This is a genomic window from Mycobacterium paraffinicum, from assembly GCF_001907675.1.
Lineage (GTDB): Bacteria > Actinomycetota > Actinomycetes > Mycobacteriales > Mycobacteriaceae > Mycobacterium > Mycobacterium paraffinicum_A.
This window is the reverse complement of the sequence record NZ_MPNT01000028.1, coordinates 1-12,009: the sequence shown is the minus strand read 5'-3', so window position 1 is coordinate 12,009 and position 12,009 is coordinate 1. Positions and strand designations below refer to the sequence as shown.

Below are 12,009 nucleotides of genomic sequence, written 5' to 3'. Positions count from 1 at the left end.
CCCAGCGACCTACAGGGGTGCGCCCTGCTCCGCGAGGTTCAGCAAGACGTAAGCCATGCACATGAGAAAGTTCAACACAACCAGGACCAGGCCGGCGAACATCAATGAGCGGGTGCCTTGTCGCTTCAGCCGCTTGAACCGGGCGGCGCGGGATTCACGGTCGAACCGCAGGGCGATCAGCGCAAAGTTGACGTCCATCACTTCATGAGCCGCTAGGGGCGCGCCGGCGAGCATCTGCCGGACGCGGTCGGGCGCCGTTCGGACACCGACGCGTTCGAAGTTCTGGCACATTCGCCGCGCGCGTCTTCGCGCGAGTGGTTCGTATCGCATCTGCAGCTGATGCGCGAGTTGCCCTCTGTCGTCCCCCCACGGGTTTGACGGGGTCATCACGAAATGGATTCTAAATCGCATCGGGCCGATTACGGCGTGTCTACACGAACTATGTTGAGCGCGATCCGGCCGTCGCGCCGCCGCTCATCCGCTCGGATTGGGATAAGTCCAGATAGCGTTCCAGGTTGCGATGCATGTTGATCACCCGCCGCTCCTCGTTCGACAGCACCAAGTGGGTGAATCCGGGTTGGTGCAGGCCCCGCTGCAGGCTCGCGAGCACCTGGATGTCCTGGGTGAGCACAACGCCGGGCTCGGCCTCACCGGCGGTCACCCGGACGTCGGTCGGCTTGGCGCGCGGAGAGCCCGGAGGCATTCGGGTCATCAAGAACATGACCAACTCGCCGTGATCGGGGTCGGGCCCGGGCCGGGAGCACATGACGGTGAGGTGGTCGGCGTTGGCCAGCAGCGTCATGTTCGGGAAGACGTTGTACTGATGCAGCCGGGTGATGCGGTCCGTGTCCGCCCAATCGAGGTTCACCCCGCGACTGGCGGCAAACGCCCGGGTGTGCTCGGCGATCAGCTCCCGAACCGTTTGCCCCGGCCGGCGCTCGCCGGCCGGAAAGGGCGTGCCCTCGGCGGCGCCCATCAGTGCGCCCTGCGTGTAAACGTAAGCCTCCCAGACCTCTTCATCGCTCAGCGATCCCTCAAAGCGGGGGCTTGGCACGCCGTACGGTTGGTCCGATTTGCCGGTGTGGCCCCAGATCTGTTGGGGCGCATGAATGTCGTCGACGCAGCGCAGCAACTCCGGGTGCAGCGTCTGAATGTGGTAGGTCTCGCTGTACCCGTCGGCGATCGTCTTCCAGTTGGCCTCGACGTCGACGGTCAGCGTGGCGTAGCAACGGAAATCGTTCAGCCGGCACCAGGCGATGTCGTCGGGCACCGCCTCCAGATACTCGAGCAGCGGCATCGCATCGAGGTCGAGATTGACGAAGACCAGCCCCTCCCAGGTGTCCACCCGCACCGGCACCAGCGGGAAGTCCGACATCTTGAGCGCCCCGAAGCCCTTGCGGTTGGGCACCCGCTTGAGCGCGCCGGCCAGGTCCCAAGTCCACCCGTGATAACCGCACTTGAGCTCGCGCAGCCCGGAGCCGGAGCCCACACACACCGAGTTGCCGCGGTGGCGGCACGCGTTCTGAAACGCGCGTAGCACGCCGTCGCCGTCACGAACGATCAGCACCCCGTATGGTCCGCAGCGGTACTCGAAGTAGTCACCCGACTCGGCGACGTGGTCCACCATGCACGCGAGCTGCCATACCTTCGGCCACATTCGCTCGATCTCGAGCGCGGCGAACTCCGGCGAGTAATACCGCTGCGCGGGCACCAGGGTGGGGCTGTCCGGCGGAGTGCCGATCGCGTCCTCTTGGACGTGCGAGCGGTTGCGGGTCGGGTTGCCGGCGGGCGCGTTCATGCCCGCCGCCTTAACGCGCTCCCCGCACCAAACGGCCGGGCCGCGCCCCGGTGTCGACGTCGTTGCGGCGGGTGACGGTCCCGCTGACGATCGTGGCGGCATAACCGCTGGCTCCCTGCAGGATCCGGTTGCCGCCCGCCGGCAGGTCGAAGGCCATGGCCGCCGGGTGCAGCGTCAGGGCGTCCATGTCGATGACGTTGATGTCGGCCTTCTTGCCCTTCTCGATGGTGCCGCGGTCGGTGAGGCCGAACAGATGGGCGGTGTCGCGGGATTGCTTGCGAATCACATATTCCAGCGACAGCTTCTCGCCCCGGCGGCGGTCCCGCGCCCAGTGCGTCAGCAGGAAGGTCGGATACGAAGCGTCGCAGATCATCCCGCAGTGGGCGCCGCCGTCGGAAAGCCCGAGTACGCCGGCCGGGTGCAGGAGCATCTCCCGGATCGCGTCGCAGTTGCCGTCGGCGTAGTTGAACAGCGGCAGCATCAGCATGGCGGTCGCGTTCCGCTCGAGCATGAGGTCGTAGAGCGTGGATAGCGGGTCCTCGCCGCGGGCTGCGGCGATGGCGGCGACGGTGCGGTCGGGGGTCGGCTCGTAATCGGGCGGGTCGCCAAGCGCGTACAGCCGCTTGAGCGAATGCTGCACCAGCGCGAACATCCCGTCGAACAACAGCGTCGGGTCGGCGGGCAGGTCCTCGTCGGCCAGGATGGCGGCCTTCACCGCCGGGTCGGCCAGGCGCTGCGCGAGTTCTTCGCGGCTGCACTCGGCCGCCAGCCGGCGGTAGGTGGGCCGGTGGCTGAAGCCGTGATGACCCTGGAACCCGATCATCATGCCGAACGGCCGGGCCGCGACCTGTGGGTAGAGGCGGGCGCCCTCGGCATGCGCGTCGGCGGACAGGTCCAGCATCTCGCGCCACAGCTTGGGGTCGGCGTCCACCTGAATCAGCGCGAAGGACACCGGCCGGTCGATCTCGGCGCTCAACCGGCGCATCCAGTCCAGTTCCTTCTTGGGCGCGACGATGTCCTCGCCCGCCGATCCTTGCGGCGCCAACTCGAAAACGGCCTGACCGCCGGCGGCCATGGCGCGCCCGAGCCCAAAGAGCTCATCCTCGGCGGCGAACGTGCCGGGCACGGGTTCGCCGTCCATGGCGCGGTGGCCCATAGTGCGCGACGTCGAAAACCCGAGGGCGCCGGCCTCGATCGCCTCCCGGACCAGCCGGCCCATCGCCTCGATGTCGTCTGGCGTCGCCGGTTCGTTGCGGGCCCCGCGCTCGCCCATCGCGTAGGCGCGGATGGCACCGTGCGCGACCTGGCTGCCCACGTCGACGGAGAACTTCTGCTTGCCGATCGCGTCGAGGTATTCGGGGTAGGTCTCCCAGCCCCAGGTGATGCCCTCGGTAAGCGCGGTGCCCGGAATGTCCTCGACGCCTTCCATCAACTCGATCAGCCACTGCTCGCTGCCGGGTCGAACCGGGGCGAAGCCCACGCCGCAGTTGCCGGTCACGATGGTGGTGACGCCGTGACCGCTGGACGGTTCGAGCAAGCCGTCCCAGCTCACCTGGCCGTCGTAGTGGGTGTGGATGTCGACGAAGCCGGGGGCCACCACATGCCCTGTGGCGTCGATGGTTTCGGCGGCCTCCCCGCCCAGCCCGGGGTCCCCGGCGCCACGGCGGACGACGTCGACGATCTTGCCGTCTTTGATGCCGATGTCGGCGCGATAGCGCTCCGCGCCGGTGCCGTCGACGACGGTGCCACCAATGATCTTCAGGTCGAACATGTGACTCTCCTTGCCGCCATGGGCCGAAGGCGCGACGAGACCCGCAGCATTACGCTACGGCAAGTAGCGTAACTCGTGGGGCGGGCAGCGCAATAGGGTTGGCGCAAACTTTTGCCTTCAGAGCGAACTCTTCAGCGCCGAAACCGTCTGCAGATCGTCCAGAGCGGCGACACCGCGCCGCAGCCCCTCCATGGCGATGTTTTCGACTTGCATGCCGCCCATTCCCGCGGTGATCAGGGGGGCCACGTAGGCGTACAGCGCTGCCTGGCGGAACCGCAGCCACAGTTCGTCGCGGTCCAGTGTGGGGCCGCCGGCCGCCGCGAGGGCGCGACGGTAGTCGTCGAGCAGGTCGCGCTGGGTGGTTCGGCGGTCCTCGGGGGTGAGGCTGGTGATCAGTGTGTAGGCGAGTTCGCGCGACGGGTGCCCTCGCCGCACCGCCTGCCAGTCCAGAAGTCCGGCCTTACCGCCGTGAAAGTACATGTTGCCGGGGTGGGCGTCGCCGTGCATGACGGTGTGTGGGGGAGTGTCGATGAGAGCGGCGACGGCGCGGTAGTTGTCGGCGATGAATCGGCCGTTCTCGACCGGGATCTCGGTGCGCTCGGCGAGGCGCTTGATCGAGGCGTGCATCAGCGAGCCGGTCAGCAAGGAGGTGACGTCGCCGGACGGCGTGTAGAGCCAGCCCAACGGGCCGCGTCCGTCACGAGACAGTCGGTCCCAAAAGGTGGCGTGCAGGTAGGCGAGCAGCTCGACGATCAGGCTGGCCTGGTCGGGCGTAAGCGGGTGCAAGGTGTCGGGGAACTCGTACGACTCGACGGGGAGGTCTTCCAGCACCACGAGGTAGCGCCCTGTCCACGAATCGAACGCCGCCCCGTAGGAATACGGTGCCCCGACGATCTGCGGGGCGAGCTGGCGGTAGAACCGCACCTCCGTGTGCCCGAGTCGGCCGAGCTCGCCCATCAACCGGGTGGCCGGGGTGTTCGCCGCGAGCTTGACGAACACCGAGTCGGGGACGTTCTTTCCGGTCAGCACCAGCCGCGCCCGCGCCGATGTTCCCGCGTCGCTGCTCAGGACGCGGACCGATCTGACGGTGGCGCCCATGACCCTGGAGAGCACCGCCGCGTCGATGTCCCGCACCCGGCGAGGCAGCCCGAACCGGCCGCCCACCACCGCGTCGGCGGCCACGCGGCCCACGCCGCGCCCTAGGTGGGCGGTCAGGCCGGCTACCGAAAGCGCCTGGGTCACAGGGTTATTCATCGTGTTCGATTCTCGGGGTGGACGTGTCACCCGCGCCGCGAGCCGAGGGGACGTCGCGGCACGGGGTCAGACAAAAGTACCTGAACGTCTCGACATCGGACAATAGTTGGTTATTGTCTGATCTGTGGGACCAGGGCTCTTACCACGAACTGCTCGACGAACCGGCGTTTGTCAGCGGCCGTGCGGTACCGCCACGAGGGCGCCAGCAGAAACAGCGTGGTGGCGTGCAGCCACTGCACCACCGACCGTGGATCGAGGTCGGCGTGCAGACGGCCCGCGGACTTCCACCGAACCAGCAAGGGTTGGTAGTGGCGCAACAATGTCTCCACGATGGGCTCCGACCCCTTCTCGAGGGCAGTCGCCACGGCGGTGCTCTCGGCGGCGAACAGCGCCTCGTTCAGCGGATCGCCTTCCACCGACTCGACGCGGGCCAGCACCATCTCGGGCACCGACCGCACGGGATCGTCCGGAGCGGCCAGCGAGCGCACCAACTCGCCGAGCGCGTGGTCGACCCGCTTCAGGATCAGGCCCAGCAGGACGTCGTCGCGTCCCGGGAAGTACCGGTACACCGTGGACCGTGACACCCCGGCCTCGTCGGCGACCTCGCCCATCCGGAACTGCGTGTTGCCGCGGTGCACGATGCAGCGGCCAGCCGCGTCCAGAATGCGCCTGCGGGCCTCCTCGTCATCGAGGATCGCGCGGTCGTCGCCCCAGCGGCGGCTCGGTTCCATGGCCCAGATGTTACGGGATCCGCCGCGCAGGACAACGAATTCCATTGCGAATCAAGCAGATCGCCCGAGAGGACAACCATGGCGTACTCCGCTGCGGACGAGTCGTTCACGCACCAGCTTCCGACGACGTTCGACGCGGTGCACAGCAACGACCCGACCTGGTCGGATCGTTGCTACTTCTTCGCGGCCTCGCCCGACGGCACCATGTTGTTGGCCAGTGGCTACGGCAACAATCCGAACACCGCCAGCGGGCTGGGCTATGTGAAGGTGAGCCTCGCCGACGGCCGGCACTGGGATCTGTTGTCGGGACGGCCGGTCGCCGGCGGTGACCGTGCCGAGTTGCGTGCCGGGCCGATGCGCTGGACTTGCGTTGAGCCGCTGAAGAAGTGGCGCCTTGACGTGGAATCCAACGGATCGGGCATCGCGTGGGAGCTCTATTATGAACCCACCGCGCCGATGTGGGAATTGTCGCCGATGAAGGTGGTCGGCGACGACGGCCGGGTACTCGCCGACATGTATCACATGAAGGAACCCGGGCGGTGGAGCGGATGGGTGCAGATCGACGGTGAACGCATCAGCGTCGAGGGATTCCACGGCGGCCGTGACCGCACCTTCGGCGTGCGAGTGTCCGACAAAATCGACTTCTGGCTGTGGCTCGACGCGGGCTTCGACGACCACGCGATCGAGGCATGGGTAATCGAAACAGCCGACGGCACAGTGCAATATGTCGATGGCGGCATCACTTATGCGGACGGAACTCTCTCGAAGCGGTTCGTCAAGATCGAACACGACGTCGAGTTCGACGGCGAGCGCAAGCGGCCCGCCCACGCGGTGCTGATCTTCACCGACGAGGACGGCCGGGCTCATCGCGTCACCGCCGATGCACCGCACCAGCACGTCAACGCCTACTACGGGCTGCCGATGGGCCACTGCACATACGAAGACCTCGGCGCCGGCGCGTACTTCATCCATTTCCATTGGGACAGCAGTAATTCCGACCAGCTCGCTGAGGCGGAGGGTAAATCGATGGCGCTCGACCAGCTGATGCGCTTCCAGCGGGACGGCCACACCGGTTGGGGCGTCTTCGAATTGCTGCTCGGCGGCGAAGGCTATCGCCGGTACCCGAACTGGACGGCGATGGACATGTCGGCGTTCACCCAGGACAAGACGCCGGTCGAGCGCCTGCCGGCCGAAGGTGCTCGGCAGTGACGATCGACGCCGAGTTCGAGGAGCGCCTGACGGGCTGGCTGCGCACCCGAACGCCCGGCATCGACGACGTCCGCGTCGAGGGCCTGGACCGGGTGAGCTTCGGGCATTCGGCCGAGATGCTGATGTTGACCGTGGTCACCGGGCGCGGCGATCGGCAGGCACGCCAAGACGTGGTGCTGCGGCTGCGGCCCAGGCCGCCGGCGCTGCTGGAGCCCTACGACCTCGCGCGCCAGTTCCGCATCCTGCGCGCACTGCAGGACACCGCGGTCCGGGTGCCACGGGCGCTGTGGCTGGAAGAGACCGGCGAGGTACTGGGCCGCCCGTTCTTCGTGATGGAACGCGTCGCCGGCGACGTCTACGAGATGCAGACGCCAGACGTCGAGGATGAGACGGTGGTGCGGATGTGCCGGAGCCTGGTCGAGCAACTCGCGGCCATCCATGCCGTCGACCTCGCCCGGACCGGTCTCGACGCGCTCGACGACGGCGCCGGCCACCTCGACCGCGAACTCGACCACTGGGCCGCGGAAATGGACCGGGTCAAGCGCGGTTCGCTGCCCGCCCTTGAACGGCTCCACCACGGGCTGCGGCAATGCCGGCCGGCGCCATGCCCGACGGTCACCCTGGTGCACGGCGACGCCAAACCGGGCAACTTCGCCTTCACCGACGGCGAGGTGAGCGCGGTGTTCGACTGGGAGATGAGCACGGTCGGCGATCCCCTCACCGACATCGGCTGGCTCGAGATGCTGTGGGCCCAACCCGTCGGCATCAACAGCCATCCCGCGGCGCTTCCGGTCGACGCCCTGCTGGGCCACTACGAGCGGGCCAGCGGCATCAAGCTGCAGAACCGCGAGTGGTACCGCGCTTTCAACGCGTACAAGATGGCCGTCATCTGCCTCATCGGGGCAATGCTCGTCGATGAGGGGCACAGCGAAGATCAGAAGCTGGTCCTGGCCGCATACGGCACCTCGCTGCTAACCAGAGCCGGCCTCGCGGAGCTGGGCATCGAAGAACCCCTCGACGACGGTCCGGTCCTGCCGCGCGAGGACCGCATTCAGCGGGTCCTGGCGCGCGCGACGTAGTTATGAAGCGTCGGGCCGACGTGTCAGGTGGGTCCACGTCATCGTGACGCGGGTCCCCCGGGGCGTGCGGTCGATGCTCACTTGGTCGGCGAGGACCTCCATCAGCGGGATGCCGCGGCCCCGGCGCTGCCGCTGGTACACGGCCGGGGCTTTCTGACGCCATCGACCGCGATCGGCAACTGTCACGGCCAGGGTGTCGGACCGGCGGTCGTAGGCCGCGCTCACGTCGAGCGTGCCTGGCTGCGAGGCGTCGCAATAGGCGAATTCGGCGGCGTTGGCGATGGCTTCGTTTACCGCGAGCAGGACGTCGCTGAACCGGTTGGAACTCAGGGTGAAATGCGTCTGGAGCCAGGCGCCGAACTCGGCTCGGGCCCGAGCCGCGCTGCGCGGGTCGGCGGCAACGCGATTGCGCGCGAAGCGAGACCGGTCGTCGGTGTGTGAGACGTCAGGCGACTGATCAGGGCGCCCCATCGTTTCCAGCTGTGCCCCCATCTCGAGGTTCACCCACCGGCGATGCCGCTCAGCGCGTCGTCGAGCGAGCTGTAGAGCGAGAGCACGCTGTCGATTCCCATCAACTTGATCGGCCTGCTGGTCGCCGAGCCGTTCGCGACGACCGCGAATTTGGTGGGCGGCTCGGCGTCAGCCTGCGCCGTGACCAGGACCGTCATCCCGGCGGACGCCAAGAAGTCCACTTTCGACAGGTCAACGATCAGCGCGGCGGGTTTGGTCGCCAGCGCGGTCTGGATCGCCTCGGAAAGGTGCGGCGAGCTGAGCATGTCCACCTCGCCGGAGACGGTGAGCACGACCGCCTGGTCTATCTGCTGTTTTCCTACTGAGAAAGCGGTCGGATCGATTGGATCACCGGTTAGTTCGCCCATGGTCTATCACTCACATTCGGCCCGTGTGGGGCCCGTTAGCTCACAAAAACAGCCACTGCCAAGCCCGGGGGCTGCTTGTTCAACCCTACGGAAAGCGCTTGCCCGTCAGAGGAGGCACACTCCATCGATCTGCGCTGCTAGCCACAGATGCAGCCGCAAGTTCTCAGTAGATGGTATGACACTTCGCGAACCACCCCCAAAGCGAGTGAACGAATCGCACCCCTGCGCCGTCCGGTGAGTGTGTGCGACGGTCACCGCAACAGTTGCGCCGGGGGTCGGCCCGTGCGTGAATTGCCTGGCCGTGTGGCCTGCACGAACGCGGAAGGGCGGTGGCCGTGAACTCCGGCGATCACAACGGTGAGCAGCACGGTCAGCCCGGCGATGGTAAGCCCACCCGGTCGCTTGCCGAAGCCCTGACCCGGCGGGGCGCCTTGCTGGGTATGGGGGCGGTAGCCGGCATCGCCGCGGTCGATGTCGGTGGGTTCGCCTACGCCGGCGGCTGGCTGCGGCCCGGCGCCCTGACTCCGCCCCGGTTCACCGACCGCTTCGAGCAGGTCTACGGACGTCACGAGGGTTTTCGGCGAAATCACGCGAAGGGGCTCAGCGCGGTCGGCACTTTTGCCAGCACCGGGGCGGGAGCGGCGGTCTGCCGGGCCGGCGTCTTCCGACCGGGCAGCGTGCCGGTGATCGGCCGGTTTTCCCTGTCGGGCGGTCTGCCGGATCAGCCCGACATGCCCACCACCGTCCGGGGGCTGGGCCTGCTCTTCCAGGGTCCCGGCGGCGAGCAATGGCGCACGGCGATGATCAACATCCCCGTCTTCCCGGACAGCACTCCGCAGGGGTTCTACGACCGGTTGCTCGCGTCCAAGCCACTGCCGGAGACGGGTAAGCCGGACCCCGCGAAGATGGCCGCGTTCCTCGACCGCCATCCGGAGACCGTCGCGGCCATGAAGGTCATCAAGGGAGCGTCGCCGAGCGCGGGGTTCGCCGACAGCACGTTCTACGGGTTGAACGCGTTTCGATTCACCAACGCCGCCGGAGCGACCGTGCCCGTGCGCTGGGCCGCCGTTCCTCAGGAAGCGGCGGCCGCGCCGGCTGCACAGGCCGGCAAGGACTACCTGTTCGACGACCTCATTCACGCGATCGCGCAGCGACCGCTGAGTTGGCGGCTCCTGCTCACGATCGGCGAGCCGAGCGATCCGACCCACGACGCCACGCAGCCCTGGCCGTCGCCGCGCCGCACCATCGAGGCCGGCACCATCACCGTCACGGGAGTGCAGACCGAAGCGCCGGGCAACGCCCGCGACGTCAACTTCGACCCACTGGTCCTGCCGGACGGCATTACCGCCTCCGACGACCCGCTGCTGGCCGCACGGTCTGCCGTCTACGCCCGCTCGTTCACGCGTCGCGCCGAGGAACCCAAGAGGCCAAGCGAAGTCGACGTCTCCCGGGTGCTGCGGTGACCGCCGGCGCCGCCCCGGCTCGCTTCGCGCTGCCGTCCCGCCTGTTGCACTGGCTGATGGCGCCGATGGTCATCGCGCAACTGCTGATCGGTGTGACCATGGTCGCGGCACTGAGTTACTACCCGCTGCTGCTGGCCATCCACCGGCCGCTGGGAGTGCTGATCCTCATCTTCGCGGTGCTGCGGCTGGCGAATCGGCTCAGGCACCGGCCCCCACCGTTCCTATCCACGATGAGCGGCGCGGAACGGCGCATCGCGACCTGGTCGGAATACCTGCTCTACGCCCTGCTGCTGGTGCAGCCACTGACCGGGTGGGCGATGCTGTCGGCGGCGCGGTTTCCCGTCACGCTGGTGGGTCCGCTGCGGCTGCCCGGCATCGCGCCGCACAGCATCGATGCCTTCGCGGTGCTCCGCGAGTGCCATGGCGCGTTCGCGTTCCTGCTGTTCGCGACGTTTACCGCCCACATGTGCGCGGTACTCTTTCACACGCTCGTCCTGCGCGACCGGCTCCTTGATCGCATGGCGCTGTGGCGGGTCAGACCGGCCGCCCCGGAGCCGGGCCAAGCCGAGCGGTAACGGCCTGCCTCCTGGGGAGGTGATCGGCCGAATATGATCGGCACGATCATTTCACGGGTGCGAAGCGCCGCAGGCGCCGTGACCGTGCGGGACCACGAAGACCACGAAGGAGTGGAGAACTTCCATGCCAAACGAGAAGCAAGCGGACCGGATGGCGTCGGGGAAGGGATTCATCGCGGCGCTCGACCAGAGCGGCGGTTCGACGCCCAAGGCGCTGCGCCTCTACGGCATCGAGGACGACGCGTACTCCTCCGAGGAGGAGATGTTCGACCTCATCCACCAGATGCGGTCGCGGATCATCACGTCCCCCGTCTTCGACGGTGACCGCGTGCTGGCCGCGATCCTGTTCGAGCAGACCATGGACCGCGAGATCGAGGGCAAGCCGTCGACCACCTACCTGTGGGAGACCAAGGGCGTGGTGCCCATCCTGAAGATCGACAAGGGGCTGGCGGAGGCGTCGGATGACGTGCAGCTGATGAAGCCGATCCCGGGACTGGACGAGCTGCTGGAGCGCGCGGTGAGCAAGGGCGTGTTCGGGACCAAGGAACGGTCGGTGATCGGCGGCGCCAACGCCAACGGCATCGCCGCCGTGGTCGCCCAGCAGTTCGAGCTGGCCCACCAGGTGCTCTCGCACGGTCTGGTGCCCATCATCGAACCTGAGGTCACCATCTCGATCTCGGACAAGGCCGAGGCCGAAGGCATCCTGCGCGACGAGATCACCAAGCAGCTTGAGAACGTGCCGGAGGGTCAGCGCGTGATGCTGAAGCTGAGCCTGCCCACCGAGGTCAACTTCTACCGCCCCTTGATCGAGCACCCGAAGGTGATGCGGGTGGTCGCCCTCTCCGGCGGCTACTCCCGCGAGGAAGCCAACGAGCTGCTGGCGAAGAACACCGGGCTGATCGCGAGCTTCAGCCGCGCGCTCACCGAGGGGCTTTCGGTCGACCAGTCCGACGAGCAGTTCAACGCCACGCTGGACAAGGCGATCCAGTCCATCTACGACGCGTCGGTCGCCGGCTGACTTAGTAGCGATGGCGGCGACCCGCGTTCGCCCGGTCCCCCAGCTTCGCGGGGTACCTCCAGCGCCGCGCTCGCGATCGCCGCTGATATGGGAGACATCTTGTCAAGGGGCAGGGTGAAGCGGCGGCCGCAACCGTCGTCGTGGCCGCCGCTTCGTTGACCAGATGGGTCAGTTGGGGGATGTCGAGCGTGTCGTATCGACGCGTGTCAGTCTGATATACGCGGGTTGGTTAC

The 12,009-nt window shown here is 67.5% G+C and carries 12 protein-coding genes; 5 read left to right on the top strand and 7 right to left on the bottom strand.

Going from position 1 to position 12,009, the window contains the following annotated elements:
- Window positions 1-9: 9 nt before the first annotated feature.
- The 5 genes from BRW65_RS23485 to BRW65_RS23465 form a co-directional block, all read right to left on the bottom strand.
- Window positions 10-198, bottom strand: coding sequence for a hypothetical protein (locus tag BRW65_RS23485; RefSeq protein WP_244168179.1), 189 nt, complete (start codon window positions 196-198; stop codon window positions 10-12).
- A gap of 241 nt (window positions 199-439) precedes the next feature.
- Window positions 440-1,798 (bottom strand): aromatic ring-hydroxylating oxygenase subunit alpha, encoded by a 1,359-nt coding sequence (locus tag BRW65_RS23480; RefSeq protein WP_073878665.1) that lies wholly within the window; start codon window positions 1,796-1,798, stop codon window positions 440-442.
- 10 nt (window positions 1,799-1,808) lie between these two features.
- Complete coding sequence (locus BRW65_RS23475) at window positions 1,809-3,569, bottom strand: N-acyl-D-amino-acid deacylase family protein (protein ID WP_073878663.1); 1,761 nt, start codon at window positions 3,567-3,569, stop codon at window positions 1,809-1,811.
- 117 nt (window positions 3,570-3,686) lie between these two features.
- A complete protein-coding gene (locus tag BRW65_RS23470; protein WP_073878661.1) occupies window positions 3,687-4,823 on the bottom strand; it encodes a phosphotransferase in 1,137 nt (378 codons plus the stop codon).
- 110 nt (window positions 4,824-4,933) lie between these two features.
- The gene (locus BRW65_RS23465) at window positions 4,934-5,554 is read right to left on the bottom strand and encodes a TetR/AcrR family transcriptional regulator (protein WP_073878759.1); all 621 of its coding nucleotides are present in this window, start codon (window positions 5,552-5,554) and stop codon (window positions 4,934-4,936) included.
- Window positions 5,555-5,632: 78 nt separating this feature from the next.
- Here BRW65_RS23465 and BRW65_RS23460 point away from each other — a divergent pair, with 78 nt between their 5' ends.
- Complete coding sequence (locus BRW65_RS23460; protein ID WP_073878659.1) at window positions 5,633-6,763, top strand: DUF7064 domain-containing protein; 1,131 nt, start codon at window positions 5,633-5,635, stop codon at window positions 6,761-6,763.
- On the top strand, window positions 6,760-7,842 hold the full coding sequence (locus BRW65_RS23455; RefSeq protein WP_073878657.1) for a phosphotransferase family protein: 1,083 nt from the start codon (window positions 6,760-6,762) through the stop codon (window positions 7,840-7,842). Before BRW65_RS23460 ends, BRW65_RS23455 begins: the two co-directional genes overlap by 4 nt.
- On the opposite strand, the gene BRW65_RS23450 is transcribed toward BRW65_RS23455, so the two are convergent.
- Window positions 7,843-8,313: an ATP-binding protein gene (locus tag BRW65_RS23450; protein ID WP_073878757.1), complete on the bottom strand. Its 471-nt coding sequence runs from the start codon at window positions 8,311-8,313 to the stop codon at window positions 7,843-7,845.
- A gap of 29 nt (window positions 8,314-8,342) precedes the next feature.
- Window positions 8,343-8,720, bottom strand: coding sequence for an STAS domain-containing protein (locus BRW65_RS23445; protein WP_073878655.1), 378 nt, complete (start codon window positions 8,718-8,720; stop codon window positions 8,343-8,345).
- Between the two features lie 440 nt (window positions 8,721-9,160).
- On the opposite strand from BRW65_RS23445, the gene BRW65_RS23440 reads away from it, so the two are divergent.
- The 3 genes from BRW65_RS23440 (at window position 9,161) to BRW65_RS23430 (ending at window position 11,776) form a co-directional block, all read left to right on the top strand.
- Window positions 9,161-10,183 carry a catalase family peroxidase gene (locus BRW65_RS23440; RefSeq protein ID WP_073878755.1) on the top strand — a complete coding sequence of 341 codons (1,023 nt, stop codon included), beginning with the start codon at window positions 9,161-9,163 and terminating at the stop codon, window positions 10,181-10,183.
- Window positions 10,180-10,758, top strand: a complete 579-nt coding sequence (locus BRW65_RS23435) for a cytochrome b (RefSeq protein WP_073878653.1) — start codon at window positions 10,180-10,182, stop codon at window positions 10,756-10,758. The genes BRW65_RS23440 and BRW65_RS23435 overlap by 4 nt, the downstream gene beginning before the upstream one ends.
- 124 nt (window positions 10,759-10,882) lie before the next feature.
- Entirely contained in the window at window positions 10,883-11,776 is an 894-nt protein-coding gene (locus tag BRW65_RS23430) for a fructose bisphosphate aldolase (RefSeq protein ID WP_073878651.1), read from the top strand.
- Window positions 11,777-12,009 lie beyond the last annotated feature (233 nt).